Here is a 25,438-nt window from a genome sequence, read left to right as displayed (position 1 = left end):
GGCGCGGAAAGGGGAGCGGGCGGTGCGGGCGGTTCAGGTGGTTCAGGTGGTTCCGGTGGTGGCGTGGGTGAGCTTCACCAGGCAGAGCGTGACCGGGTGGGATCCGCTCTCCCGGACGAGTCGGCTGTCGCTGTCGGGGTAGGCGTCGCAGACGTCGTCGGTGGTCGCGGTGGAGCGGCCGACCACCTTGGAGTCCGCGTTCGAGGCGCCGCAGTCGACCACGACGATGAACGTGCGGGTGGAGCCGCCGACCTGGTGCAGGCAGTCGCCGACCTTCACGTTCGCCGGGTCGACGGCGCTGGACGTGGGGGTCGGGTAGGGGCTGAGGTACACCCGGGTCGGGGTGGGGCCGCTGCCCGTGTCGCTCCAGGAGTGGCCGCCGTTCCAGACCAGAGCGGAGATCAGCAGCACCGGCAGCAGCAGGCCGAGGATCTCCACCCGCTTCCACAGCGGACGGCCCACCGGCATCGGGGTGGCCGGCGCGCCCGGCAGCGGCGCGGGCAGCCGGCGGACCTTCGACCAGGCCCCGAGGTTGCTCAGCATGGTGATCGGATTGATCAGCATCGAGCCGATGCCCCACCAGCCCTGCCACAGGCTGTTCGAGGTCATCCGGCGCACCGACGCGAGACCGCAGTCGCGGCAGAACGGGCCCCGCAGCTTGAGGAAGCGCATGAGCACGATGAAGCCCTGGTGGCCGCGGACCGTGGCCTCCACGGCCGGGACCGAACCGCAGAAACGGCAGAACGGGCCGTGGAACTGCGGCTGCGGGGCGGCAGCGGCCTCGGCGTCCGGAGCGGCGTACGCGGCAGCGCTCTCGGCGCCCGGAGCGGCGTACGAGGCAGTGGTCGCGGCACCCGGAGCGGCGTACGCGGGAGCGGCGAACGCGTCGGCCGGCGGGGGCGGGACGGGATTGGACACGTAGATCCTCGAATTGATGTTCCAACTGGGAAGCACGCGGAGATTAGCGGGTCCGGCCGACAGCCCGCACCTCGAATAGTCGTCGGCAGCGCGGGGGACATGCGGCAGGCATAGGCCGCGGGCCCATTCGAGCACACCGCCCCCACAACGCGTGGTGCTTTTCAGATCTTCTGGTGACCATCTCTCAACTCTGGGTAGCGTCCAGCGTCCCCGGATCACAAGAGCCATGGCACCCGGGAGCCCTGAACAACACCAGAGTGGGCGAGCGCCGCCGGGCACTCGCGGGAGGCACCCATGGGATCGATGGACCACTTCAGTTTCGGCTGGCTCACCCCAGTCCTGTCCTACGCGATGGCCTGCGTGGGCGCCGCCCTCGGCCTGCGGTGCACCCTGCGCGCGCTGTCCGCCACCGGCGCCTCCCGCCGCAACTGGCTGCTCACCGCCGCCGCCGCGATCGGCTCCGGCATCTGGACCATGCACTTCGTCGCCATGTTCGGCTTCACGGTGAACGGCACCGAACTGCGCTACGACGTCCCGCTGACCGTGCTCAGCCTGCTGGTCGCCGTCGCCGTGGTCGGTCTCGGCGTCTTCGTCGTCGGCCACGGCCGGCACCGCGGCCGCAGCCTGCTGCTCGGCGGCCTCACCACCGGCGTCGGCGTCGCCGCCATGCACTACCTCGGCATGGCCGCCGTCCGCATCCACGGCGAACTGCAGTACCGCTTCGGCACCGTGGCGCTGTCCGTGCTGATCGCCGTCGCCGCCGCCACCGCCGCGCTCTGGGCCGCGATCACCATCCGCAACGTGTACGCCGCGGCCGCCGCCTCCCTGGTCATGGGCATCGCCGTCAGCTGCATGCACTACACCGGCATGGCCGCCGTGCACGTCCACATGGAACCCGCCCGCACCGGCCTCGGCGGCGCCACCCCGATGCAGTTCGTCTTCCCGCTGGCCGTCGGACTCGGCTCCTTCCTGTTCCTCACCGCCGCGTTCGTCTCGCTCTCCCCGACCGCCCAGGAGAGCGCCGCCTACCGCGAAGCCGGCGAACTCGCCGTCGAGGAACTCGGCCGCGCCGCCTGACTGCCCGTCACCCCCCGAAAGGCCGCCCCCCATGCGCCCACCCCGAGGCACCTCCCGCAGCGGACCACCCGCCCCCAGCGCACCCCGCGGCCCCGCCCGCGGCCGGCCCGGCTCCCCCCGGCGCGGCGCCCACGCCGGACCGCCCGCCGACGAAACCCCGCTGCCCACCGCCCCGTTCACCCGGACCGACCTGCGTCCGCGCACCGTCCGCGCCCGGATCGTCGCCGTGCTGATGCTCCCCGTGGTCGCCCTGATGGCGCTGTGGTCGTTCGCCGCCGTCAGCACCGCGGGCGACGTCTCGGACCTGCTGCGGATCAAGGACGTCGACGCCGCCCTGCGCGCCCCCCTCGACCGCACCGTCACCGCCCTGCAGGCCGAACGCGCCGCCGCCGGACAACTCCTCGCCACCACCGGCCCCGACGCCGCCCGGGACGGCGAACTGCGCGCCGCCGCCCAGAACACCGACCGCGCCGCCGCCCCGCTCAGCCTCGCCCCCGGCTACAACCGCGCCGACGCCGAAGGCCTCGGCGGCGAACCCGCCGACCGCCTCGACACCCTCACCCGCTCCCTCGCCGGACTCCCCGTGCTGCGCCTGCAGATCCTCGGCCACGGCGTCCGCTGGGACGACGCCTACAGTGCCTACACCGCCGCCGTCGACCACGCCCTCGCGGTGGTCGGCTCGCTCACCGCGCTGCAGGACCACCGGGTCGCCGCCGACGCCCGCGCGCTGCTCGAATTCGCCCGCTCCCGCGAACAACTCGCCCGCGAGGACGCCCTGTTGCGCGCCGCCGCCCGGGCCGGCCGACTCTCCGACGGCCAGTACCGCGCCGTCCTGCAGGCCGGCTACGCCCGCAGCCAGTTCGAACAGGCCTCCGCACCCGACCTGCGCCCCGCCGACCGCACCGCGCTGGCCGCCGTCATCACTGGCCCCGACTACCAGGAAATGCGCCGCTACGAGGAAGCCGCGCTCGCCGCCGACGACCCTGCCGCCGCCCTCGCCGCCGTCCCCGCCGACCGCTGGACCACGGTCGCCGCCACCACCGCCCACGACCTCGCCGCCGTCGAACAGCAGGCCGGACAGACCGCCGCCGAACGCTCCGACCCGTACGCCCTGGGCCTGTTCACCACCTCCGGCGCCACCGTGCTGCTCGGCCTGCTCGCCGTCCTCGCCGCCCTGCTGATCTCCGTCCAGGTCGGCCGCGGCCTGGTCGCCGAACTGCACGCCCTGCGCAACACCGCACTCGAACTCGCCGGACGCAAACTCCCCGCCACCATGCGGCGGTTGAGGTCCGGCGCGGAGGTCGACGTGGATGCCGAGGCGCCGCTGCGGGAACACGGCGGCGACGAGATCGGCCAGGTCCACCGGGCCCTCGACAGCGTGCAGCGGGCCGCCGTCACCGCCGCCGTCGAACGCGCCGAGGTGCTCTCCGGCGTCTCCGGCGTCTTCGTCAACCTGGCCCGCCGCAGCCAGGTCCTGGTGCACCGTCAACTCACCCTGCTGGACGCGATGGAACGCCGCACCGAGGACCCCGCCGAACTCGACGACCTGTTCCGGCTCGACCACCTCACCACCCGGATGCGCCGCCACGCCGAAGGCCTGATCATCCTCTCCGGCGCCGCCCCCGGCCGGGCCTGGCGCAAGCCCGTCCCGCTCACCGACGTGGTCCGCGCCGCCGTCGCCGAGGTCGAGGAGTACGCCCGGGTCGACGTCCACCGCCTCCCGCCCGCCGCCGTCACCGGCCCGGCCGTCGCCGACCTCACCCACCTGATGGCCGAACTCGTCGAGAACGCCACCGGGTTCTCGCCCCCGCACACCAAGGTCCACATCCGCGGTGAACAGGTCGGCACCGGCTACGTGGTGGAGATCGAGGACCGCGGCCTCGGCATGGGCCCCGAAGCCCTCGCCGACGCCAACCGGCGGATCGCCGCCAGCGACCAGGTCGACCTGTTCGACAGCGACCGGCTCGGCCTGTTCGTGGTCAGCCGACTCGCCAAGCGCCACGGCGTCAAAGTCGCCCTCCGCCCGTCCGCGTACGGCGGCACCACCGCCGTCGTGCTGCTGCCGACCGACCTGCTCGACCTGCGGGCCGCCGAGCCGGATCAGCTTGACAGCCATGTCGAACCCGCCTACCCGGCACGGCCGTTGACCCCGCCGCCGCTGTCCGGTCGGGCCACTGCCACCGCGCTCGCCGAACCGCCCGCGCCGCAGCTCCCGGCCGTGCCGTCGCTCGCGCTTCCCGCCGACGGCGACGACCGACTCCCGCGCCGGGTGCGGCAGGCCAGCCTCGCGCCGCAACTGCGCGAAGCGCCCGCACCGGTCCGGCCCGGGCTGCGCCCCGCCGCGCCCGCCGAACGCGACCCGGAGCAGGCCCGTACCGCGATGGCCGCGTTCCAGCGCGGCTGGGCCCGCGGCAGCGCCCCCGACCCGCACCCCCTGGACCGAGGAGACCTCGACCGATGATCGGCACCGCCCAGCACAGCGGCGAACTCAACTGGCTGCTCGACGAGTTGATCACCCGCACCGCACACGTCAAGTTCGCCGTGGTGCTCTCCGCCGACGGCCTGTCGATGGGCAACTCCAGCGGCCTGGCCCGCGAGGACACCGAGCACCTGGCCGCCGTCGCCTCCGGCTTCCACAGTCTCGCCAAGGGTGCGGGCCGGCACTTCGACGCCGGCCAAGTGCGGCAGACCATGGTCGAGTTGGAACGCGGCTTCCTGTTCGTCGCGGCCGCCGGCCAGTCCTCCTGCCTGGCGGTCTTCGCCGGACCCGACGCCGATCTCGGCCTGGTCGCCTACGAGATGGCCCGCCTGGTGCGCCGGGTCGGCGAACACCTGCACGCCGCCCCGCGCGGCCACCGGGAAGGGTGAGCCCGTTGGCCTACCCGCCGCGCCACTACCTGCCCGGCTCCCCGTTCGGCTACCCGCCGCCGCCCGAGCGTCCCGTCCAGTGGTACGACGAGGCCGCCGGGCCGATGGTCCGCCCGTACGCGCTCACCAAGGGCCGCACCCGCCCCGGCCAGCCCTTCGACCTGATCGCCCTGGTGGTCACCGACGTCCCCGACCCCGCCGTTCTGCCGATCGGCCCCGAACAGGCCGCCATCCTGCACCTGTGCCTGGGCAACGCACTGTCCGTCGCCGAGATCGCCGCCGACCTCGACCTGCCGCTCGGCGTGGTCCGGGTCCTGCTCGGCGACCTCCTCGACGCCGAACTCGTCCGGGTCAGCCGCCCCGTCCCGCCGGCCCTGCTCCCGCACGAGCACATCCTCCAGGAGGTCATCCATGGACTTCGCGCGCTCTGACACCGACCTCGCCCTGAAGATCCTGGTGGCCGGCGGCTTCGGCGTCGGCAAGACCACCCTGGTCGGCGCCGTCAGCGAGATCAAACCCCTGCGCACCGAAGAGCAGTTGACGGCGGCCGGCACCCACGTCGACGACCTCGGCGGGGTCGAACGCAAGACCACCACCACCGTCGCCATGGACTTCGGCCGGATCACCATCCGCGAGGGCCTGTCCGTCTACCTGTTCGGCACCCCAGGCCAGGACCGCTTCTGGTTCCTCTGGGACGAGCTCGCCCAGGGCGCGCTCGGCGCCGTCGTCCTCGCCGACACCCGCCGCCTCACCGACTGCTTCCCCGCCGTCGACTTCTTCGAGCACCGCGGCATCCCGTTCGTGGTCGCCGTCAACCACTTCGACGGCACCCGCGCGTTCGCGCCCGAGGAGGTCTCCCGGGCCCTCGACCTCGACGGCGAGACCCCCGTGGTGCTGTGCGACGCGCGGGAGCGGGGCTCGGGAAAGACCGTGCTGATCAACCTCGTTGAGCACGCCGGGAAGGTGCACGCGGCCAGAGTGCTGGCACGGGCCGGGAGTTGACCGCGGGGACGCATCATCGGCGTCGCCCCCGGATCGGTTCGAATCGCGGGGACCGATGAGCGGGGAGAACCTGGACGAGGGGCACAGCCAGACGTAACCAGCAGTAACCAGGAGGACGGCATGACCACGGCCAAGGACATCATGCATCCGGGTGCCCACTGGATCACCAAGAGCGACACACTCCTGCACGCCGCCCAGCTGATGCGCCAGTTGAACGTGGGCGCGCTGCCCGTCGGCGACGAGACGCACAGTGAGCGGCTGTGCGGGATCATCACCGACCGGGACATCGTCGTGAAGTGCGTCTCGGAGGGGCTCAGCCCGGCCGAGTGCACGGCGTCCGACATCATCGAGGGCACCCCGCGCTGGATCGACGCGGACGCGGGCGTCGACGACGTCCTGCGCGAGATGGAGAGCCACCGCATCCGCCGACTCCCCGTGATCGAGAACAAGCGGATGGTCGGCATGATCAGCGAGGCCGACCTGGCCCGGCACCTCCCCGAGCACCAGCTCGCCGAGTTCGCCGAGCACATCTACGCGGCGAACCCGGTGTAGCGGGCACGTCGGTCAGCCGGCGGCGGGGGCGCCCGCGACGCGGCGCTCACCGCCGTTGCGCTGCTGCCACAGGCGGTAGACGTCGACCGCGTCCTCGCGTTCCTGGTGGCGCATCGGCAGTCGGCGCTCCTGCCACGGCTTGGCGAACTCCTCGTAGAACGAGTTCAGTTCGAAGTACTTGCGGTCGTCGACGTAGTGCGGCTCGTACGCGTCGCGGGTGGTCAGGAAGACGACCTCGTCCGGCGAGCAGTAGTACAGCGAGCCCAGGCACATCGGGCACGGGTGGGCCAGCACGTAGATGGTGGCGCCGGTCAGGTGCTCGGTGCCGAGCTTCGTGCAGGCGTCGCGGATGGCGAGGATCTCCGCGTGGGCGGTGGGGTCGCCGGTCTGGGCCACCTTGTTGGGGCTCTCGGCGAGGATCTCGCCGTCCTTGACGATGACGGTGGCGAACGGCCGCCCGCCCTCGAGGACGTTCTGACGGGCGATGTCGATGGTGCGCTGGGCGAAGTCCACGGTGGCTCCTGGCAGTTGGGGGCGGGCGGGGCGGGGCGGGCCGGCCGGTGCGGTCCGCCCCGTTGGCGTGCTCGTCGACTCAGAAGGGCTTGGTGGGGAGGTACTTGCCGTCGAGGGTGATGACGGCGCGCTCGCCGCCGTCGGGGTCGGCGACCTTCTTGACGTCGAGCCTGAAGTTGATGGCGGAGATGATGCCGTCGCCGAACTGCTCGTGGACCAGGGCCTTGAGGGTGGTGCCGTAGACCTGGAGCATCTCGTAGAAGCGGTACATGGTCGGGTCGGTGGGGATGCGGTCGGGCATCGAGCCGCGGACCGGGACGGTCTGGAGCAGTCGGGTGTCGTCCTCGTCGAGGCCGAGGAGCGCGGCGACGGCCTCGGCGGACTCCTGGGGGAGCGGGTGCTGGCCGAGGACGGCGGCGGTGGTGAAGGCGACCGAGAGGCCGGAGGCGTCGGCGATCTGCTGCCAGGAGAGGTCCTTGCGGGCCTTGGCGTCGACGGCCTTGGCGGCCAGGGCCTCGCGGGCGGTCCGGTCGAACTGGGACTGGATCATGGTGGCTCGGTTCCTTCGGTCAGGCCGCGATCGCGGCAGAGGTGCGGTCGTCGGACGCGGCACGGTCGGACGGGGCGAGGTCGGACGCGGTGAGGTCGGACGCGGTGAGGTCGGACGCGGTGAGGTCGTCGACGCGGCCGGTCGGGATGTCGTAGACCCAGCCGTGCAGGGCGACCTTGTGCTCGTTCAGCGCGCGGGCCACCGAGGGGTGGGTGGCGAGGTTCGCGAGCTGGGCGAGGACGTTCTCGCGGACCAGCGCCGGGACGTCGCCGACGGCGGCGGTGCGGGCCAGCGAGGAGTCCGCGTGGCGCAGCCAGGAGGCGACGGCGGGGGCGCCGGTGAGGTCGTGGCCCTCGGCGAGGGCGGTCATCGCGCCGCAGGCGGAGTGGCCGCAGACGATGATGTCCCGCACGTTCAGGGCCGCCACCGCGTACTCGATGCTGGCGGAGATGCCGTCGGCCGCAAGGGTGTGGGCGGGGACGAGGTTGCCCGCGGTGCGGACGACGAACATGTCGCCGGGTTCGGTGCCGGTGATCAGCTCGGGCACCACGCGGGCGTCGGAGCAGCTGATGAACAGCGTGTCCGGGGTGTGGTGCGTGGCCAGGTGGGCGAAGAGTTCCTTCTTGGCCGGGAAGACGTCGCGCTGGAAACGGGCGACGCCGTCGGTGATGTCCTGCATGGTCACTCCCTTCGAGTGAGTGCCGGCCCCGGTGGGCTGGTGAGATCCACCATGCATGACCTGTGCTCATAGCGTCCAAGAGTCGTTGGCCATGGTCTCCATTGGCCGTATCTATAGTGCTGTCCATGGCTTCCGTCGAACTGCGTCACCTGCGCTACCTGCTCGCCGTCGCCGAGCAGGGGAACTTCACCCGCGCCGCCGAGGACCTGCACATCTCGCAGCCCACGCTCTCCCAGCAGATCAAGCAGCTGGAGAAGACCGTCGGCGTCCAACTGCTCGACCGCACCGGCCGCACCGTGCAGCTCACCGACGCCGGCGTCGTCTACACCGAACACGCCCGGCGCGCGCTGCGCGACCTGGCCGCCGCCGAACGCGCCGTCCACGACGTCCAGGACCTCACCCGCGGCCACCTGCGCCTCGGCGTCACCCCCACGTTCACCGCCTACCTGATCGGCCCGCTCACCGCCGAACTGCACACCCGCCACCCCGGTGTCGGCCTCACGCTCACGGAGACCGCCCAGGACCGCATCGAGACCGCCCTGCTCGCCGACGACCTCGACCTCGGCATCGCCTTCGCCGGCACCCACCTCCCCGGCCTGTCGGGCACCGCCCTGTTCACCGAGACCCTCAGCCTGGTGACCGGCGCCGAACGCGCCCGGACCATGCCCGGCCCGCTACCCGTCGCCGCCCTCCAGCGCGAACAACTCGCCCTCCTCACCGGTGACTTCGCCACCCGCGGTCACATCGACGACTACTTCGCACAGCATCGGACCACTCCCCGCATCTCGGTCGAGGCCAACTCCATCCAGGCCCTCACCGAGATCGTCCGCCGCACCGACCTGGCCACCGTCCTCCCCGACGCCGTCACCGACGACCACCCCCACCTCGCCCCCGTCCCCCTCGACCCACCCCTGCCGACCCGCACCGTGACCCTGCTCCACCGCGAGGGCGCCTACCGCAGCGCGGCAAGCCGGGCGTTCACACGGCTGACGCACGACCTGGTCCGGGCACGGGGGTACCCGCCGGTGGGGTAAAGGGACTGGTGGGAAAGTCAGTTGATGCCCTGGACCCGGGGCGGTGTCGGAGCGTCCCGTGAAGCGAGCGCCGACTCGGCCAGCCAGTCGAGTAGTTGGGAAGCAAGCGGCCAGGATGTCAGAGGCTGGACGTCCGCGGCCTCAGCCAAGGCGGCCAGCAGGGCCGGGTTGTTACGGAGCGGCGGTGGAGTTTCGGGAAGTACGCGGAGTTCGGTTCCGTGGGCGTCCACTCGGCAGATCGGCAGGTTGTCGACCTCGAACGTCTCCAGGTGGCCGGACCGGTCGTGTTCGGCGAGGAAGTGCGCAAGCGACGCGTATCCGATGAGGGGGTAGCGGCCATCGAGGGAGGCCAGGGGCTTGATGAGGTCGAGGAACGACGGGCCGGTCAGGTTTGAGGTCAGTACCGCTCCCCGCGCCTGGGAATCGAGGGCTTGCACAGCGCGGTCGAACATCCCGGTCGCCGTCGTCCACGAGTGGTCATCGGTGATGACCCAGCGCTGGAGCAGGGCGAGTCCTGTGACCAGACTGATGTCACGCGAGCGGACCGCCTTCGTAACGGCCCGTACGACGATCTCCGACGAAGCTTCGGACTGGGTGGCAGCCTTCGCCAGCGTGTCCACGGTCGCCCGGAAGCTGGGGCCGATCGCGCCCTCCAGGACTTCGCAGGCGTGGGCGAGCAGTAGCCGGTGGTGCCGGGGATGCGCTCGGGCGAGGTCGTCCTCGACCAGGGCGGCTGCCATGGTTAGGCCGGGCCGCAGCGTCATCGCCACCCGGTTCTCGGTGTCGGCAGCACGCAGCACGGTCACCAGGCCGTCCCGCAGGTGTGGGCGCTGAGTGAAGATGCCGGCGGCAGCGAGCAGCCAGGTGTGGTGCCATGCCGGTTGTCCCACAAGCTGTTGGAGCCGAGGCAGGATGGCCGCTTCCGGGCCGGAGATCAGCGCCTTGGCTGCCATGAACTCCTGGAGGCTGCGCACCTCGAAGCCGACCAGCTCTGCTTCGGAAGCGACCAGCAGCACCAGCCGTTCGGTTGCCGCATCGAACAGTTGCCGGGCCAAGTCGGTGGCCAACAGCGGGTCTTCGGTCTCCTCGACCAATCGGGCGCGGGAGCACTCGCGCAACTCGTGCTCCGGCATGACGGAGTCGAGTGCGCCGGCCTGCCCGGCCCGGGACTGCAGGGTCAGACCGACGTACTGGTGCATCCAGTCAATGTGGCCCTTGTGCTCGGCCAGCAGCCGTCCGTTCTCGCCCGGCTTGTCCACTTCACGTGCGTAGATCGTCGAGTAGTACGCCTCGAAGAGTTCGAAGCGGTTCTGCGGCATCCTGGTCCGACGCTCTACCAGCAGCGACATGATGGTCACCTGGAGCGGACTGCTCATCAGGCGCGCCGTGTTGGGCTGCTGAGCGGCCTCGCCGAACCGTGTGACGACCGCCTCGCGCATCTCCGGGTCGTCGGCGTGCCGGGCGTCGGCGAGCCGCTCAGCATAGTGAAGGGCGGCTTCGGGTGACAGCGTGGAAAGCCTCAGCTGCTCGAAGTCGCTGACGTGGAACTCGCCCCGGTAGCCCTGTGGTCGGGTGGTTGCCAGGATCAGATGGTCTGCATCCAACTGGCGTACGTGGAACAGGAAGTCACCGATCGCCGCCATGACTTCCTCGCGGACTGCGGGTGAAGCGACCTCGTCCAGTCCGTCCAGGACCAGGAACCACGGCCAGTTCGCCAGCCACTCGTTCAAGCGCTCCACGCTGAGGCTCCCGGTGAGCCGGCTGCCGATCCGGGACGTCAGGTAGCGCAGGATGCTGCGGTCGCCGCTGGTTGCGAGGTGGTTGGCGAACTCGTGCAAGGCGATCCGAATTGGCCAGCGGCGTACCCGCGGGCGCGGGATTCCCGCCGCGTCCAGGTCTCTGTGCAGGGTGCGGAGCAGGTCTCTGGTGGCGAACGGCAGTAGCATCTCGCTGTCGTCGCCGAGCAGGGCCACGCGGTACGCCTGGCAGACGAGCTGGCCCAGAGTGCTCTTACCTTGCCCCGGTCCACCGATCAGGGCGACGTCGAGCAGTCCCGCCTGCTTTGAACGTGTGGACGGTCGTAGGACGTGATCGCCGCGTTCGATGATGTGGCGCGCGCTCGGCACGGTGGCTTCCGCGTCAGCGGCAGGCATCGACGCCTTCAGGTCGATGGCCACGGTTCCCAGGCTCAGTCGCTGCCGATCGCCCTCCGCGCCCGCCTGGCCGAGTCTGACCCACTGGTCGCTGAGCACTTCGGAGGCAGTATGTGCACGGATCAGTTTGGCAGTCTCCGCGACGCCGTCCTCGTCGATGAACTCACCGATCTGTGCGAGCGGGTCGCTCGGGGCAATGAATCCCGCGTACAGGCGACGCAAGTCGGGGCGAGCGAGGAGATGTTCGTGTATGTCCTCCTGATACCAGACCCGAAGCTGTTGGGGTCTGCGCATCCCCAGCGAATGCTTCCGTTCGTTCCTGGAGCGGGCCCGGAGGAGTTCGTCCGTCAGATTCGTGGCTCGGGGGAGGTTGGTGTACACCACTACCTGCCGGGCAGCAAGGCTGTGCTTGGCGATGTCCAATGAGAGCTTGGTCAGCCACGCGGAGAGGAGTTGATCGCTCCGTTGGACGGCTGACGGGACGAACGCGGGGACCAGCCTGCCGAGGTTTGAGAGGTTCAGTTCCACCGGCTGGGTGTGGTTGAGGAAGATGAGCTCGCCTGCCTCGGCGAATGCGAGCAGTCGCACCAGTTGCCCGAACGCCCGTTCGCCAAGCCGGTCGAGGTCGTACGTCGGGACGGGGGGAAGCGCGGCCGTCCCGTGCGCCCCGAACGCATGGGCGGCTGTCGTCAGCGGCGCTTCGCGCGCCTCCTCCGCCAAGCCGGCCCAGTACCTCTGCGTATGCGGCGCGCGGCCCGCCGTCTCCGACCACAACCGGACCAGCGCCCACAGCGCGTCCGCACTGTCCGCAGCCGGCGCCTGCGCCTGGCGGACGTCCTTCGGCACCCAGTCGCTGACCCGCTGACCCCGGAAATCGGCGATTCCGTACGGCGGTTGGCGCAGCGCCCGCTCGATCTCGGCCTGCGACAGCGGGCGCAGGCCCTGCTTGCTCCGGGCCGCGTCGGCGGCGTCCTTGAGGGCCGAGAGCTCGCTGTAGAGGCGTCGGCGAGGGTCTGGCGTGGCGATCGGTGTGCTCCCTGTCTGGATGCCCGCCCGTTCCACCCGGTGCGGGCGGGTGCGGGCAGCGCCGCTACCTGGAGCGTAGCGGCCAACTCGCCCGCACCGCCCGGGGATCGGGGTATCCGGAGGCAGTCCGCCCGAGGGTGGTCGCAGCGCCCGGGCACCCGGCCGGGGCGGACGATCCGGAGGTGGGCCGGCGATGGCGAACGATGTGCGGCGGACGGCGAGGCGGTTGGTCAGGGCGGCGCTCTTCAGCGCGGTGCGGGCGGCCGCGGGGGCCGGCGGCACCGCGTTGGCGGTGTGGTGGCTCCATCAGCGGTGACGGTCCGTCAGGACGTGGTGGGCGGAAGTGCGTGGACGGTGTTCGGGGCGGGTGGGCTAGCATGGCCGGCATGTTCCTCCTCCGTGACTAGGACCCCGCGCGGCGACCGCCCACCACGATCGGTGGCGCGGTGCCTTCGGCGTTCCTGTTCACCTTTCCGGCGCGTTGCGCGCCGTCTTCCGCGAGGAACTTCACGATGTCTTCGTCGTCCTACGGGGCTGTTCTGCGTGCGCCCGGCGCGGCCCGACTGTTCGGTGCGGCCCTGATCGGCCGCCTCTCCTACGGCACCGTCTCGCTCTCCCTGCTGCTGGCCGTCGCCGCCACCACCGGCTCGTACGCGCGGGCCGGCTGGGTGATGGCGGTGTTCTCCACCGTCAGCGTCCTGCTGTTCCCGGCCCGGGCGGGGCTGGTCGATCGGCACGGTGCGCGTCGCGTTCTGCCGCCGATGGCGGCCGGGTACGCGGTGACGCTGGTCGGGTTGGCCGCCGCCACCTGGCGGTCCGGTGTGCCGTTTCCCGTGCTGCTGGCGCTGGCCGCGGCGGCGGGAGTGTTCGCCCCGCCGCTCGGGCCCGTCACTCGGGCGCAGTGGAGCCGGCTGGTGACCGATCCCGAACTGCGCCTCCGCGCCTACAGCTTGGACACGGTGGCGGAGGAACTCCTGTACGTCACCGGCCCGTTGTTGGCGGGCGCCCTCGCGGCGGTGGCCCGGCCCGCGGTCGGCCTGCTGCTCAGCGCGGCGCTCGTCCTCGGCGGGACGGTCGCGCTGGCGGTCTCGGTGCCGCGCGAAGCGGCCAGGAACAACTCTGCGGAAGAGGCGGCGAGTTCGAGCACCAAGGGCCTGCTGTCCCGGGCCCGGCAGCCGCTGGCGGCTGCCGCCGGCGCGGGGGCGGGGCTCGGTGCGTTCGGCCTGCTGGCCGTGGTGTTCGCGGGCCGGCACGGGCGGGACGCGGACGTCGCCTGGGTGGAGGCCGCGCTCGCCGCGGGCAGCGCGGTCGGCGGATTGGCGCTGGGCGCCGTCAACTGGCGCGCGGCGGCGGGGAATCGGCTCACCGTGCTGACCGCCGTGCTCGGCGCCGCGCTCGCCCTGGCGGCGCTCGCCCCGTCCCTCCCCGTGCTGGCCGTGATCGCCGCATTCGCCGGACTGGCCGTCGCTCCGACCCTCACCACCGCCTACCTGCTCACCGACGAGATCGCCCCGCCCGAGCAGCGCACCCGGGCCGGCGCCTGGGTCAACACGGCCTTCAACGCGGGCGGTTCGGCGTCCACGGCGCTGGTCGGTCTGCTCACCGAGCGCCTCCCGCTGTCGGTCTGCCTGCTCCTCGCCGCCGCCCCGGTGCTGGCCGCCCTCGCCGCCGCTCCGTCCTGGCGGAGGACGACCGACACCGGCCGCGGGGTGCTGACGGAGGGCTGAGCCGGCGGCCCGGTACGGCGGTAGCGGACGCCGACGGGCCGTCAGGCTGTCCGGCGGCGACGCAGCATCCGCTCCGCCACGGCCAGGTTGATCATCCAGGACGCCCACGCGCCGGAGGCGTACACCACCCCGAAGGGCAGGCCGGTCAGGCCGACGACGAACAGCCACAGGCGGAAGGTGACGGCGGCGAACATCAGCGCGTAGGAACGGAGCATCCAGCGTCGGTGCTCGGCGATCCGCCCGCTCCTGGCCCGGGCGACGCCGAGCGCCGTCGTGGTGAGAGTGAGCAGGTCGAGGGCGGCGAAGCCCAACGGGGAGAACGGCGGGAACAGGGCACGCGGCGCGATCAGCAGGCCGCCGACGCCCATCGCGAGGGCGGCGAGCGCGTAGAGGCGGCCGGTCCAGCGGTGCACGGCGGGGCGGCGGGCGCGCAGGCCGGGCAGGAACTGGGCGAGGCCGACGACCAGGGCGACGATGCCGCCACCGATGTGCAGGAGCAGCGGGGCGAGGTGGGCGAGGTAGACGGTGCGCTGCTGGGGGACGAAGGTGTCGGGGTCGAGGGTGAAGTAGCGGGCGGAGACCGCGGCGACCAGCAGCGCCAGGGTCGGGACGGCGATCCGGCCGGCCCGTCGCAGGGCCCCCCGCTTCCGTCCGGCGGTGGGTATTGGGGGCGCCGCGGGGTGATGGAGTGTCATGCCGAGGACGCTACGGAGCGGCCCGGGCGGTGGCGTCCCCCCGCTGGGGGCAGCGGGATACCCCAGCGAGGGTAGGGCGGGCCGCCGTACCCCAGGGGAACCCCGGTATCTCCCCGGACAGGCGTGCGAACACGGCCGGTCGGTGGCTAGCCTCACCGGGTGACCGACACCGGACCTCGCACCAGGTATCCCGCCGGTTCCGCCGAACCCCGGATCGCGGCGGTCCTGCGGACCCTGTGGCCCCTGCCGCCCGCGCTCAACGACGCGGGGCCCACCGCCGTCCTGCTGGTGGCGATGGTGGTCGAACGGCTCGGATCGGCGACCCGGATCGGCGGGCGGATGCCGCTCGCGCTCACCCTGACGCTGCTGCTCGCGGCGGCGGTCGTGGTCCGCCGCCGGGCGCCGCTGGCCGCGTACCTGGTGGGGACCGTCGCGCTCACCGTCGAGTCGCAGCTCGTGCTGCCGAGCGTGGTCTCGCCGTACGCCAACCTGCTCGGCGCGTACGCGCTGGGACGGTACGGCGGACGGGGCCGGGCCGGGTACGGGCCGGTGATCGTGCCGGTCGGCGTGGCGGGCTACTTCCTGGGGCACCCGACCTCGACCATCATGCCGATCGGCGTGCTGGCGGTCTGGCTGGCGGCCTGGGCGCTCGGCTGGGGCACCGCGCACCGGCTCGCCGAGCAGGCCGTCGAACGGCGGCAGGCCCGCGAGGAGTTGCTGGCCGAGGAACGCGCCCGGATCGCCCGCGAGGTGCACGACCTGGTCGGGCACTCGCTCACCCTGATGCTCGTCCAGGCGGGCGCCGCCCGCCGGTTGATCGACCGCACCCCCGAACGCAGCCGCGACCTGCTCCGCGCACTCGAACACACCGGTGCCGACGCCCTCGGCGAACTCGACCGGGTGCTGGGTCTGTTGCGCCGCACCGAACCCCAACCCGCCGACGGCGCACCGCGCACCGAACCCGGCCTCGCCGAACTCCCCGCCCTGATCGGACGGATGGAACACGCCGGACTGCACATCACGCTCCGCCACGACGCCCCGCCGCTGCCCCCGGAACAGGACCGCTGCGCGTACCGGGTGGTCCAGGAGGCACTGACCAACACCCTGCGCCACTCCGGCGCCGAGCACGCCACCGTCCACATCCGCGCCACCCCCGACACCACCGCGATCGAGATCCGTGACGACGGCACCGGGCCACCGCCCGGCCACCGCCCCGGCCGCGGCCTCACCGGCATCGCCGAACGTGCCGCCCGCCTGCACGGCACCGCCGAGCACGGCCCCGGACCCGACGGCGGCTTCCGCGTCCTCCTCACCCTCCCGTCGACCGGAACACCCGCATGAGCGTCCCCCGCCCCGTCCGGGTGCTGATCGCCGACGACGACCCGCTGCTCCGCGCCGGACTCGCCGTCGTCCTGGAGACCGCCGACGGCATCGAAGTGGCCGGCCAGGCCGAGGACGGGCTGCGCACCGTCGAACTCGCCCGGGTGCTGCGCCCCGACGTGGTGCTGATGGACGTGCGGATGCCCGGCTGCGACGGCGTCGAGGCGACCCGCCGCCTGGCCGGGGTCGGCCCCCGGGTGCTGGTGCTGACGACCTTTCACCACGACGCGTACGTGTGGGGTGCGCTGCGCGCCGGCGCGGCCGGATTCCTGCTGAAGCGGGCCTCCCCGGAGCGGCTGATCGACGCCGTCCACGCGGTCGCCGCGGGCGAGGCCGTCCTCGACCCGGCCGTCACCCGCGACCTGCTCGGCCACCTGCTCGCCGCTCCCGCCCCCGTCCCGGCCCCCGAGCCCGTCGGCGCCGACGGCAGCGGGCAGTTGGCGGCGCTCACCGCCCGGGAGCGCGAAGTCCTGCGGCTGGCCGCCGACGGCCGCCCCAACGACGAGATAGCGGCGCTGCTGCACCTGGCCGAGTCCACCGTGAAGACCCACGTCAAACGCATTCTGGCGAAGCTCGGCGTCCACGACCGCTCGCAGGCCGTGGCCGCCGCGTACCGGCACGGCCTGATGGGCCCGCACCCGTACCGCCCGCCGGGCGCGCCCTGATTCCGGAGGCCTCTCAACTCGGTCTCGTTTCAGGGCGGTTCGATTGGCAGCCGACGGCTGGTGGAACCATCGACGGGTCGGCCGATCGGTCTCGGGGGAGTCGACGTGGCACAGACACACAGGGGACGACGAGTGGTCGGCGCGGCAGTACTTCTACTGCTGGCGGGGTGCACCAGCTCCGGGGGTCCCGCGGTGAAGGCGAAGACGGCGTCGCCGCCCGCCGTCCGGGTGCGGTCGGCGGAGCCGTTGCCGGAACGTGGGCCGTCGGTGTTGCGGAGCCTGCGGAGGATTCTGCCGACGGGTGACGTCCACTACCCGCCGCCCGAGGCCGATCAGTTGACGGTGCTGGATGCCCTGCCGGACGGCGAGACCCTGGGGGCGTGGATGCCGGACAGTACGGCCGTCTGCACCGTCGCGGTCCAAGCGATCGAAGCGATCGGATCAAGTCCCGGGAACCGGTCGTTCGAACCGTTGGTTCTGGACGATCCAACGACCTATTCCGAGGAGATCACCTGCGCGCAGGTGCCCGAACGGCCGAAGGTGACGAACGTGGGGGGCCTGAACGGGTCCTTCGTCTCGACGGACGGATACGGCAAGGTGCTGCTGCTGACCGGCCCCGACGAACCGTTGGTGGCCCGGGACCCGAGTACGCACACCGAGTACGGGGCCATGCCGCAGCGGGTGTTGCGGGCGGACGACGGTCGGACGTTCCGACTCGCGCACTACCAGAACGTGCCCTTCACGTTCAGGGACGCGGAGGTGTGCACCGTCAGCGGCGACCGCTGCCTGTCGGTCGACGAGCGGCACTGAGCGGGCGGGCACACAGCTGCCCGCGCGTTCGTTCGGGTGGCCGACGATCGAGGCGAGGAGAACGTGATGGCAGTGCGGATGTGGCCGGTGGCGGGGCGCGCGAGGTCGCTGTGGTGGGAAGGTGAGGAACTCGTCGACCTGGTCGCGGGCGGACGCAGGTGGGGCGCGGACGGGCAGGTCCGGGAGACGTCGGTGGCCTGGGCAACTGCAACCGGCTGCAGGTCGAGGACCTGGTGACCGGGGACCGGCTGACGCAGGGGGGAGCGCGGCGACGAAGACGTCTTCCACTCGCGGCCGGTCGGTGCGACCGGAGCCCATGTGGCCGACCGCGTCCGAGGACGGCCTCCAGGCGGCGATCGGGGGCCGGGAGACCACCTGCGTGCGGCGTGCGGAGCGCGTCCCCAGCCGTGGCTGCCCGCCGAGAAGGACGACCGGCCGGTCCGACCGTCGCGGGAGGCGTATGACGGTGCGTCACCGTCGCGTCGGCGGGCTGTTCTTCCGGTGTGGTCGTACATTGAGCGGATGATCGTCGACAACGGGACGGGGCCGGCGCGGTACGGGTGGGGGCCGTCCGGGCAGAGGCTGGCCGCGCAGGGGGAGTGGGGGGAGCTGCTCGGGCGGTTCCGGGTGGCCAGGGCGCTCGGCGACGGGCTGGCGGGGCCGCTCGGGCACCTGGTGGCGTACGGCGCGCCCGCCGCGATCGCGGCGAGGTTGTTCGACCCCGCTGCCGGGCCGGGCGCGGCGACGGTGGGGGACCACGACGCCGGGCCGCTGTGGGAGGTGCTCGCCACCCGCCACCCCTGGACGGTGCTGGCCGAGCTGCCGCTGCCGCCCGAGATCCGCCGGCCGGCCGCCCACACCCGCGCCCTGCTCGGCGACGGCCCGTCCGGTGGCGGGTGCGACGAGGCAGGGGTGCCATATCGGCTGCGTCCGTGGGAGGACAGCGGATGGGAGCACGACACCCGGGTCCGCGAGTACCTGCCCGGCGGCGGCGCACGGCGCGCCCTGCAGCTGGCGCCGCCCACTCGGGAAGGCCTCGGCGTCGTCCGACTGCCGTCCCCCGGTGCCCGGTTGACGGGGCGACTGGCGACCGGCCTGCTCGCCGGCCTGTCCGACTGGACCAGCGCCGTGTGCGTGCGCGGCCGCGCCACCGATGCCGCTGCGCAGCTCACCGCCGGTCCCGAAGTCACCGGCGGGCAGCTGCCGTTCGCCGCGCTGTACCCGGCGCTGGTCCACCTCGCGTCCGCCCGCTCCGACTGCGGCGCGGCCCAAGGGCGGCTCGCCGTCTGGCAGTTGCTCGCCGCGATGGAGGACGCCGACACCGCGGACCCGGCTCGCGTCGATGCCGTGGTCGGCCGCCTGCACTGCCTGGCCTGGACCGAACCGGGCGATGACCTCCGCCATCTGCACCTCGCCCTGGAGGACCCGGCCACCGGCCTCGCCTGGGCGCTCTCCGGCACCACCCCCGACCCCGCCTGACGTGCCGCACTCCTCCGCGGCGCGAGCGAACGGCGACACCCCCGCCTGACGTGCTGCGCCTCTCCGCGGCGCCGGCGAACGACGACGCCCCCGCCGGTGCCCGGGCGGACCCGGACGCCGACAGGGGCGGAGTGCAGTCGCGGCCGAGGACCGGTCAGGCGGCCGGCTCGGTCACCGGGGCCTGCGCCTGGGCGGGCAGTTCGGCGCCGTCGGGCGTGCCCGCGGTCTCGTCGTAGGGGAGCTCGCCGGCCAGCACGGCGTTCATCCGCTCGCGGTCGAGCTCGCCCGTCCAGTGGCCGATCAGCACGGTGGCGGCGGCGTTGCCCGCGAAGTTGGTCATGGCGCGGGCCTCCGACATGAAGCGGTCGATGCCGACGATCAGGCCGACGCCGTCGACCAGCGCGGGCTTGTGGGACTGCAGGCCGCCGGCCAGCGTCGCCAGGCCCGCGCCGGTGACGCCCGCCGCGCCCTTGGAGGCGATCACCATGAACAGCAGCAGGGAGAGCTGCTCGCCGATCGACATCGGCTTGTCCATCGCCTCGGAGATGAAGATCGAGGCCATGGTGAGGTAGATGGCGGTGCCGTCCAGGTTGAAGCTGTAGCCGGTCGGCACGGTGATGCCGACGACCGGGCGGCTCACGCCGAGGTGCTCCATCTTCGAGATCAGCCGGGGCAGCGCACTCTCGGAGGACGAGGTGGACAGGATCAGCAGGAACTCCCGGCCCAGGTAGCGCAGCAGGGAGAAGACGTTCACGCCGGCGGCCAGCCGGAGCAGCAGGCCGAGCACCACGACCACGAACAGCACGCAGGTCACGTAGAAGCCGACCATGATCACGGCGAGGCTCTTCAGCGCGGCCGTGCCGGTCGCGCCGACCACCGCCGCCATCGCGCCGAACGCGCCGATCGGGGCCACCCACATGATCATCGACATCACCCGGAACACCAGCTTCTGCAGGTGCTCCACACCGCGCAGGATCGGCGCGCCCGCCGCGCCCATGCCCTGCAGTGCGAAGCCGACCAGCAGCGCCACCAGCAGGGTCTGCAGGACCTGGCCCTGGGTCAGCGCCGACACCAGGGTGGTGGGGATGATCCCGAGCAGGAAGTCGGTGGTGGTCGCGGCGCCGGCCGCGGCCTGCGCGTGGCCGGACTTCGCCAGCGCAGCGGTCAGGTGCAGACCGCTGCCCGGCTCCAGCAGGTTGCCCACCAGCAGGCCGATGCCGAGCGCCACCGTCGAGGTCAGCAGGAAGTAGCCGAGCGCCAGACCGCCGACCCGGCCGACCTTCGCCGCCTTGGTGACCGATCCCACACCCAGCACGATGGTGCAGAAGATCACCGGGGAGATCATCATCTTGATGAGGTTGACGAAGCCGGTGCCGACCGGCTTCAGCTCCACCGCGAACTTCGGGGCGGCCAGACCCACCACGATCGCCGCGATCACCGCCGCGATCACCGCCAGGTACAGGTAGTGGGTCCGATCCGATCTGCGCGTCGGCTTCCCGCTCGTGGTGGGGGTCATCCGCTCGGCTCCTTCGCCGTAGGCTCGTTCTCGTCACGCCACCGGGGGGAGTGGGCGCGACCGGCCCGTGGGTGGCGGGCCGCGGCTGACTATCCGCGCCCTCGTGGGGCACGTCACGATTGCGGTCATAGAGTTCACGGGAAACCCCCGCGAACGTCGTGACAAGCCCGTGACCAGGCACACTTGTCGGCATGCACCCGCCCAGCCCGACCGCCCGTGCCGCTCGCGCCGCCCGCCCCCGTCGGCGCCGCAGCCTGGCCGGACGGCTGTTCGCGGTCCAGGTGGTCATCGTCGGGGCCGTGGTCGCCGGCGGCGCCGTGCTCGCCTACCTGTTCACCGCCGCCCGCGCCGAGGACACCGCCCGCCACGAGGCCACCGCCGTCGCCCAGTCCGTCGCCGACGCCCCCACCGTCCGCGCGGCCGCCGTCGGTCCGGACCCCAGCGCGGTTCTCCAGCCGTACGCCCAGCGGGTCCGCGCCGACACCTACGTCGACTTCGTCACGGTCATGGACCCGCAGGGCATCCGCTGGACCCACCCCGACCCGGCGCAGATCGGCCGTCCCTTCCTCGGCCACATCGACCAGGCCCAGCAGGGCCGCCTCCAGCAGGAGACCTACACCGGCACCCTCGGCCCGTCCGTGCGCGTCGTCGCCCCCGTCTACGACGACGAACACCACGTGGTCGCCCTGGTCAGCGCGGGCATCACCGTCGACAACATCTCCGCCCGGCTGCGCGTCCCCCTGCTCGCCCTCACCGGCGTCGCCGTCGGCGCCCTGGCGCTCGGCGCCGCCGCCAGCTACCTGGTCGCCGCCCGGCTGCGCCGCGACACCCACGGCATGGACGCCGAGGAACTCGCCCACCTGTACGACTACCACCAGGCGACGCTGCACTCGGTGCGCGAAGGGCTGGTGCTGCTCGACCGCGACCACCGGGTGCTGCTGTGCAACGACGCCGCCCGCGAGCTGCTCCAAGTAGTCGACGAGGTCGAAGGACTGACGGTGCGTCAGATGGGTCTTTCGAGCTCGCTGGACCGGGCGATGGAGTCCGCCGAGTCGGTGCGCGACGAGGTGCACCTGACCGCCGAACGCGTGCTGCTGGTCAACACCTCGCCGATCGGGGCCGGACTCGGTAGCGTGGTCACCCTCCGGGACCACACCGAACTCCAAGGACTCACCGGCGAGTTGGACACCATCAAGGGCATCGCCGCGGCACTCGACGCGCAGGCCCACGAAGCCGCCAACCGGCTGCACGCGGTGGTCTCGCTGATCGAACTCGGCCGCCACCGCGAGGCCGTGGAGTTCGCCACCGCCGAACTCGCCCTCGCCCAACGGCTCACCGACCAGGTGGTCGGCGCGGTCGGCGAACCCGTGCTCGCCGCACTGCTGCTCGGCAAGGCCGCGCAGGCCGCCGAACGCGGCGTCGAACTCCACCTCACCGAGGACAGCCGGATCGACGACGGCGTCCTGCCCGACCGGCTCACCCCGCGCGACCTGGTCACCCTGCTCGGCAACCTGATCGACAACGCGGTCGACGCCGCCATCGAGAACGCCGCCCACGCCGCCCCCGAAGTCCGGGTCACCGCCCGCACCGAGGACGGCCACCTGCTGCTCCGGGTCGCCGACACCGGCGCCGGCGTCGACCCCGCTGCCGCCGACGAGGTCTTCCGCCGCGGCTGGACCACCAAGCAGCACGGCCGCGGACTCGGCCTCGCGCTGGTCGCCCAGACCGCCCGCCGCAACGGCGGCGACGTCCGACTGGGCCACGGCGACGACCGGTTCGGCGGGCCGTGCGGCGGCGCGGTGCTCACCGTCCGACTCCCGCTCCGGCGCCCGGCGGTGGACGCATGACCGGCCTCGCCGAGCAGCGGCCGATCCGGGTCCTGGTGGTCGAGGACGACCCGGTCGCCGCCGACGCCCACGCCCGGTACGTCGCCGCCACCCCCGGCTTCACCGTCACCGCCACCGCGCACTCCCGCGCCGAGGCCGTCCGCGCCCTCGACCGCGCCCGGGAGGCCGGCGCCCCGGTCGAGCTGATCCTGCTCGACCTCTACCTCCCCGACGGCCACGGCCTGCACCTGTGCGCCACGCTGCGCGCCGCCGGGCACAGCGCCGACATCATCGCCGTCACCTCCGCCCGCGACCTCGCCACCGTCCGGCAGGCCGTCTCCGCCGGCGTCGTCCAGTACCTGCTGAAACCGTTCGGCGCCGCAGCGCTCGGCGACCGCCTGCGCCAGTACGCCCGCTACCGGGCCAGTCTCGGCCGCGAGGGCGAGGCCCTGGGGCAGGACGAGGTCGACCGGGCCCTCGCCCTGCTGCGCGGCACCGACCGCACCAGCCTCCCCAAGGGCCTGACCGCCGCCACCCTGGAGACCCTCGCCACCGCCCTGCGCACCGCCCCCGACGGCCTCTCCGCCGGCGCGGCGGCCGAGGCCACCGGCGTCTCCCGGATCACCGCCCGCCGCTACCTCGAACACCTGGTCACCACCGGCCACGCCACCCGCGAACCCCGCTACGGGCAGGTCGGGCGCCCCGAACTCGGGTACCGCTGGAAGCACGAATAGCCGGACCCGGCAGGCCGCTGGGTACGTCAGGTGCGTCGGGTGCGTCGGGTGCGTCGGGTGCGCGTCAGGCGCGTTCGGCGAGGACCAGGAAGCGGTCCGGCTCGTCGGTGTAGGAAAGCGGTTTCCAGCCGTTGGCGGCGAGGAGCGGGAACAGGTTGTCGCGGGCGCGCAGGTCGTCCGCGGTGACGGGGCGGCCGTGGCGGGCGGCGAGGGTGGCGCGGCCGACGGGGTGGTACAGGGCGAGGCGGCCGCCCGGGCGGGTGACGCGGGCGAGTTCGCGCAGGCCGGTGTCGGGGCCCGGCAGATGGGAGATCAGACCGGCCCCGAAGACCAGGTCCGCGACGGCGTCGGGGAGCGGGAGCCGGGCGCAGTCGGCCTGCAGCAGGGCGGCGTCGGCGCGGTGTTCCGCGGCCCGCTCCAGCATCTCCGGGGTGAGGTCGACGCCGAGGACGGTGCCCGACGGACCGACCGCCGCGCGCAGCAGTGGCAGCGCGCGGCCGGTGCCGCAGCCCGCGTCGACGGCGAACTGGCCGACCGTCAGGCCGGTGTCGGCGATCGCGGCGGCGTAGCGCGGACCGTCGTCCGGGAACCTGGCGTCCCAGCCGGCGGCGCGTTCGGCGAAAAAGGCTTGGGTGTCGGCGAGTTCGCGGGCGTGCGCGTCAGGGGGCGGAGTTTCCATGGCGGCAGGGTACTTGGGCCGCAGCCGTGACTTCGGCGTGGTCATGCTCGTTGGGGAGGCGGGTGCGAGAAATGGTGCGTGCTCACTCGGACGAGTGATCAAAGTGCCCCGGGGCGGCACCCGTCGGAGCCTCGGGAGTAAAGTTAGGCTTACCTAACTTCCCAAGGGAGCTCCGCTGTGACCCTCACCGTCGGCACCTCCGCCGCGCCCGCCGGCGACGCGATCCTGCGCCGCCAGCGCATCCGCGAATCCGCCGCCCGCACCTACGCCCGGTCGTTCCCGATCGTTCCGGTGCGCGCGAACGGCATGACCGTGGAGGGCGCCGACGGCCGCCGCTACCTGGACTGCCTCTCCGGTGCCGGCACCCTCGCGCTCGGTCACAATCACCCCGTGGTGCTCGAAGCCATCCGCCGCACGCTGGACAGCGGCGCCCCGCTCCACCTGCTCGACCTCGCCACCGCCGAGAAGGACGACTTCACCACCGCGCTGTTCGAGAGCCTCCCCGAGAAGTTCGCCGCCAAGGCCCGGATCCACTTCTGCGGCCCCGCCGGCACCGACGCCGTCGAAGCCGCCCTCAAGCTCATGCAGACCGCCACCGGCCGCCGCGGCGCCCTCGCCTTCACCGGCGCCTACCACGGCATGACCGCCGGCGCCTTGGCCGTCACCGGAAACACCGCCGTCAAGGCCCCGCTGCCCAGCGCCGGCGAAGTCACCCGCCTGCCCTACCCGTACGCCTACCGCTGCCCGTTCGGCCTCGGCGGCGAACGCGGCGCGGAGCTGGCCGCCGCCTACACCGAGCGCCTGCTCGACGACCCGTCGGGGGGCGTGCTCCCGGCCGCCGCGATGATCCTCGAACCCGTGCAGGGCGAGGGCGGCGTCGTCCCCGCACCCGACGGCTGGCTCCGCGAGATGCGCCGGATCACCGCCGAACGGGGCATCCCGCTGATCGTCGACGAGGTGCAGACGGGCGTCGGCCGCACCGGCCGGATGTGGGCGGTGGAGCACAGCGGCATCGAGCCGGACGCGATGGTGCTGTCCAAGGCGATCGGCGGCAGTCTGCCGCTCGCCGTCGTCGTCTACCGCGAGGAGTACGACAGTTGGCGGCCCGGCGCGCACACCGGCACCTTCCGCGGCAACACCCTCGCGATGGCGGCCGGCGCCGCGACGCTCCGCCACATCGCCGCGAACGGGCTGGCCGCCCGGGCCGAAACGGTCGGCGCCCGGCTCGCCGCCCGCCTGGACGGCGCCCGCGACCGCCTCCCGGTGATCGGCGACGTCCGCGGCCGCGGCCTGATGCTCGGCGTCGAACTCGTCGACCCCGCAGGCGAATCCGACAGCTGCGGCGCCCGCCCCGCGAACCCCGGCCTCGCCGTCCGGGTCCGCGAAGCCTGCCTCGCCCGCGGCCTGATCGTCGAGCTCGGCGGCCGCCACGACGCAGTCCTGCGGCTGCTCCCCCCGCTCACCATCACCGACGAGCAGGCCGACGCCGTTCTCGAACGGCTCTGCGAGGCCATCGAGTTCGCGATGCGAGAGCCTGCGGCGGCGGGGTGAGGAG

Annotated in this window: 23 protein-coding genes; 15 read left to right on the top strand and 8 right to left on the bottom strand. The window is 73.0% G+C overall.

What is annotated here, in order from left to right; translation table 11 throughout:
* Nucleotides 1–42: 42 nt before the first annotated feature.
* Nucleotides 43–918 (bottom strand): hypothetical protein, encoded by an 876-nt coding sequence (locus ACI1MP_RS06275; RefSeq protein WP_404867962.1) that lies wholly within the window; start codon nt 916–918, stop codon nt 43–45.
* Between the two features lie 294 nt (nt 919–1,212).
* Between ACI1MP_RS06275 and ACI1MP_RS06270 the strand changes: the two genes are divergently transcribed.
* The 6 genes from ACI1MP_RS06270 (at nt 1,213) to ACI1MP_RS06245 (ending at nt 6,417) form a co-directional block, all read left to right on the top strand.
* Nucleotides 1,213–1,995, top strand: a complete 783-nt coding sequence (locus tag ACI1MP_RS06270; RefSeq protein WP_100587840.1) for an MHYT domain-containing protein — start codon at nt 1,213–1,215, stop codon at nt 1,993–1,995.
* A 31-nt stretch (nt 1,996–2,026) separates the two neighbouring features.
* Nucleotides 2,027–4,456, top strand: coding sequence for a nitrate- and nitrite sensing domain-containing protein (locus tag ACI1MP_RS06265; protein WP_404867961.1), 2,430 nt, complete (start codon nt 2,027–2,029; stop codon nt 4,454–4,456).
* Nucleotides 4,453–4,863, top strand: coding sequence for a roadblock/LC7 domain-containing protein (locus ACI1MP_RS06260; protein WP_100587842.1), 411 nt, complete (start codon nt 4,453–4,455; stop codon nt 4,861–4,863). Before ACI1MP_RS06265 ends, ACI1MP_RS06260 begins: the two co-directional genes overlap by 4 nt.
* 104 nt (nt 4,864–4,967) lie before the next feature.
* Nucleotides 4,968–5,294: a DUF742 domain-containing protein gene (locus tag ACI1MP_RS06255; RefSeq protein ID WP_229848276.1), complete on the top strand. Its 327-nt coding sequence runs from the start codon at nt 4,968–4,970 to the stop codon at nt 5,292–5,294.
* Nucleotides 5,275–5,865: an ATP/GTP-binding protein gene (locus ACI1MP_RS06250; RefSeq protein ID WP_043911071.1), complete on the top strand. Its 591-nt coding sequence runs from the start codon at nt 5,275–5,277 to the stop codon at nt 5,863–5,865. The genes ACI1MP_RS06255 and ACI1MP_RS06250 overlap by 20 nt, the downstream gene beginning before the upstream one ends.
* A gap of 120 nt (nt 5,866–5,985) precedes the next feature.
* Nucleotides 5,986–6,417, top strand: a complete 432-nt coding sequence (locus ACI1MP_RS06245) for a CBS domain-containing protein (protein ID WP_380332942.1) — start codon at nt 5,986–5,988, stop codon at nt 6,415–6,417.
* A gap of 12 nt (nt 6,418–6,429) precedes the next feature.
* Here the strand turns inward: ACI1MP_RS06245 and ACI1MP_RS06240 are convergent, their stop codons facing one another.
* The 3 genes from ACI1MP_RS06240 to ACI1MP_RS06230 all read right to left on the bottom strand — a co-directional run bounded on the left by ACI1MP_RS06240 (nt 6,430) and on the right by ACI1MP_RS06230 (nt 8,159).
* Nucleotides 6,430–6,930: a nucleoside deaminase gene (locus tag ACI1MP_RS06240; protein WP_380332940.1), complete on the bottom strand. Its 501-nt coding sequence runs from the start codon at nt 6,928–6,930 to the stop codon at nt 6,430–6,432.
* Nucleotides 6,931–7,009: 79 nt separating this feature from the next.
* Complete coding sequence (cynS, locus tag ACI1MP_RS06235; RefSeq protein ID WP_404867960.1) at nt 7,010–7,480, bottom strand: cyanase; 471 nt, start codon at nt 7,478–7,480, stop codon at nt 7,010–7,012.
* 19 nt (nt 7,481–7,499) lie between these two features.
* Nucleotides 7,500–8,159 carry a carbonic anhydrase gene (locus ACI1MP_RS06230; protein WP_404867959.1) on the bottom strand — a complete coding sequence of 220 codons (660 nt, stop codon included), beginning with the start codon at nt 8,157–8,159 and terminating at the stop codon, nt 7,500–7,502.
* Between the two features lie 125 nt (nt 8,160–8,284).
* Between ACI1MP_RS06230 and cynR the strand changes: the two genes are divergently transcribed.
* A complete protein-coding gene (gene cynR, locus ACI1MP_RS06225; protein WP_404867958.1) occupies nt 8,285–9,193 on the top strand; it encodes a transcriptional regulator CynR in 909 nt (302 codons plus the stop codon).
* A 17-nt stretch (nt 9,194–9,210) separates the two neighbouring features.
* Here cynR and ACI1MP_RS06220 read toward each other — a convergent pair whose 3' ends face one another.
* Nucleotides 9,211–12,408 carry an NACHT domain-containing protein gene (locus ACI1MP_RS06220; RefSeq protein WP_404867957.1) on the bottom strand — a complete coding sequence of 1,066 codons (3,198 nt, stop codon included), beginning with the start codon at nt 12,406–12,408 and terminating at the stop codon, nt 9,211–9,213.
* 476 nt (nt 12,409–12,884) lie between these two features.
* Here ACI1MP_RS06220 and ACI1MP_RS06215 point away from each other — a divergent pair, with 476 nt between their 5' ends.
* Entirely contained in the window at nt 12,885–14,099 is a 1,215-nt protein-coding gene (locus ACI1MP_RS06215) for an MFS transporter (protein ID WP_404867956.1), read from the top strand.
* 41 nt (nt 14,100–14,140) lie between these two features.
* Here ACI1MP_RS06215 and ACI1MP_RS06210 read toward each other — a convergent pair whose 3' ends face one another.
* On the bottom strand, nt 14,141–14,794 hold the full coding sequence (locus tag ACI1MP_RS06210) for a DUF2306 domain-containing protein (protein ID WP_380332926.1): 654 nt from the start codon (nt 14,792–14,794) through the stop codon (nt 14,141–14,143).
* Between the two features lie 159 nt (nt 14,795–14,953).
* Here ACI1MP_RS06210 and ACI1MP_RS06205 point away from each other — a divergent pair, with 159 nt between their 5' ends.
* The 4 genes from ACI1MP_RS06205 to ACI1MP_RS06190 all read left to right on the top strand — a co-directional run bounded on the left by ACI1MP_RS06205 (nt 14,954) and on the right by ACI1MP_RS06190 (nt 19,128).
* Complete coding sequence (locus ACI1MP_RS06205) at nt 14,954–16,135, top strand: sensor histidine kinase (protein WP_380332924.1); 1,182 nt, start codon at nt 14,954–14,956, stop codon at nt 16,133–16,135.
* A complete protein-coding gene (locus tag ACI1MP_RS06200; protein ID WP_404867955.1) occupies nt 16,132–16,839 on the top strand; it encodes a response regulator in 708 nt (235 codons plus the stop codon). The genes ACI1MP_RS06205 and ACI1MP_RS06200 overlap by 4 nt, the downstream gene beginning before the upstream one ends.
* 549 nt (nt 16,840–17,388) lie before the next feature.
* Nucleotides 17,389–17,649 carry a hypothetical protein gene (locus ACI1MP_RS06195; protein ID WP_404867954.1) on the top strand — a complete coding sequence of 87 codons (261 nt, stop codon included), beginning with the start codon at nt 17,389–17,391 and terminating at the stop codon, nt 17,647–17,649.
* Between the two features lie 522 nt (nt 17,650–18,171).
* A complete protein-coding gene (locus ACI1MP_RS06190; RefSeq protein WP_404867953.1) occupies nt 18,172–19,128 on the top strand; it encodes a hypothetical protein in 957 nt (318 codons plus the stop codon).
* 154 nt (nt 19,129–19,282) lie between these two features.
* Here ACI1MP_RS06190 and ACI1MP_RS06185 read toward each other — a convergent pair whose 3' ends face one another.
* On the bottom strand, nt 19,283–20,644 hold the full coding sequence (locus ACI1MP_RS06185; protein WP_404867952.1) for a cation:dicarboxylate symporter family transporter: 1,362 nt from the start codon (nt 20,642–20,644) through the stop codon (nt 19,283–19,285).
* A 191-nt stretch (nt 20,645–20,835) separates the two neighbouring features.
* Between ACI1MP_RS06185 and ACI1MP_RS06180 the strand changes: the two genes are divergently transcribed.
* On the top strand, nt 20,836–22,491 hold the full coding sequence (locus ACI1MP_RS06180; protein ID WP_404867951.1) for an ATP-binding protein: 1,656 nt from the start codon (nt 20,836–20,838) through the stop codon (nt 22,489–22,491).
* Nucleotides 22,488–23,204 carry a response regulator gene (locus tag ACI1MP_RS06175; protein WP_404867950.1) on the top strand — a complete coding sequence of 239 codons (717 nt, stop codon included), beginning with the start codon at nt 22,488–22,490 and terminating at the stop codon, nt 23,202–23,204. The genes ACI1MP_RS06180 and ACI1MP_RS06175 overlap by 4 nt, the downstream gene beginning before the upstream one ends.
* A gap of 64 nt (nt 23,205–23,268) precedes the next feature.
* Here ACI1MP_RS06175 and ACI1MP_RS06170 read toward each other — a convergent pair whose 3' ends face one another.
* Nucleotides 23,269–23,883 (bottom strand): class I SAM-dependent methyltransferase, encoded by a 615-nt coding sequence (locus ACI1MP_RS06170; RefSeq protein ID WP_380332910.1) that lies wholly within the window; start codon nt 23,881–23,883, stop codon nt 23,269–23,271.
* A 177-nt stretch (nt 23,884–24,060) separates the two neighbouring features.
* Between ACI1MP_RS06170 and ACI1MP_RS06165 the strand changes: the two genes are divergently transcribed.
* Nucleotides 24,061–25,434, top strand: a complete 1,374-nt coding sequence (locus ACI1MP_RS06165; RefSeq protein ID WP_100587859.1) for a diaminobutyrate--2-oxoglutarate transaminase family protein — start codon at nt 24,061–24,063, stop codon at nt 25,432–25,434.
* The last annotated feature ends 4 nt before the right edge of the window (nt 25,435–25,438 follow it).

This window comes from Kitasatospora griseola (assembly GCF_044999035.1).
GTDB classification, from domain to species: domain Bacteria; phylum Actinomycetota; class Actinomycetes; order Streptomycetales; family Streptomycetaceae; genus Kitasatospora; species Kitasatospora griseola.
This window is presented reverse-complemented; position numbering and strand designations above follow the sequence as displayed.

Bases quoted from the DNA above. Each gene is read 5' to 3' on its own strand.
- ACI1MP_RS06175 (WP_404867950.1), top strand. From the start codon at position 22,488: ATGACCGGCCTCGCCGAGCAGCGGCCGATCCGGGTCCTGGTGGTCGAG.
- cynS (WP_404867960.1), bottom strand. From the start codon at position 7,480: ATGATCCAGTCCCAGTTCGACCGGACCGCCCGCGAGGCCCTGGCCGCC.
- ACI1MP_RS06180 (WP_404867951.1), top strand. From the start codon at position 20,836: ATGCACCCGCCCAGCCCGACCGCCCGTGCCGCTCGCGCCGCCCGCCCC.
- ACI1MP_RS06200 (WP_404867955.1), top strand. From the start codon at position 16,132: ATGAGCGTCCCCCGCCCCGTCCGGGTGCTGATCGCCGACGACGACCCG.
- ACI1MP_RS06190 (WP_404867953.1), top strand. From the start codon at position 18,172: ATGATCGTCGACAACGGGACGGGGCCGGCGCGGTACGGGTGGGGGCCG.
- ACI1MP_RS06170 (WP_380332910.1), bottom strand. From the start codon at position 23,883: ATGGAAACTCCGCCCCCTGACGCGCACGCCCGCGAACTCGCCGACACC.
- ACI1MP_RS06230 (WP_404867959.1), bottom strand. From the start codon at position 8,159: ATGCAGGACATCACCGACGGCGTCGCCCGTTTCCAGCGCGACGTCTTC.
- ACI1MP_RS06255 (WP_229848276.1), top strand. From the start codon at position 4,968: ATGGTCCGCCCGTACGCGCTCACCAAGGGCCGCACCCGCCCCGGCCAG.
- ACI1MP_RS06270 (WP_100587840.1), top strand. From the start codon at position 1,213: ATGGGATCGATGGACCACTTCAGTTTCGGCTGGCTCACCCCAGTCCTG.
- ACI1MP_RS06245 (WP_380332942.1), top strand. From the start codon at position 5,986: ATGACCACGGCCAAGGACATCATGCATCCGGGTGCCCACTGGATCACC.
- ACI1MP_RS06250 (WP_043911071.1), top strand. From the start codon at position 5,275: ATGGACTTCGCGCGCTCTGACACCGACCTCGCCCTGAAGATCCTGGTG.
- ACI1MP_RS06215 (WP_404867956.1), top strand. From the start codon at position 12,885: ATGTCTTCGTCGTCCTACGGGGCTGTTCTGCGTGCGCCCGGCGCGGCC.
- ACI1MP_RS06210 (WP_380332926.1), bottom strand. From the start codon at position 14,794: ATGACACTCCATCACCCCGCGGCGCCCCCAATACCCACCGCCGGACGG.
- cynR (WP_404867958.1), top strand. From the start codon at position 8,285: ATGGCTTCCGTCGAACTGCGTCACCTGCGCTACCTGCTCGCCGTCGCC.
- ACI1MP_RS06265 (WP_404867961.1), top strand. From the start codon at position 2,027: ATGCGCCCACCCCGAGGCACCTCCCGCAGCGGACCACCCGCCCCCAGC.
- ACI1MP_RS06185 (WP_404867952.1), bottom strand. From the start codon at position 20,644: ATGACCCCCACCACGAGCGGGAAGCCGACGCGCAGATCGGATCGGACC.
- ACI1MP_RS06260 (WP_100587842.1), top strand. From the start codon at position 4,453: ATGATCGGCACCGCCCAGCACAGCGGCGAACTCAACTGGCTGCTCGAC.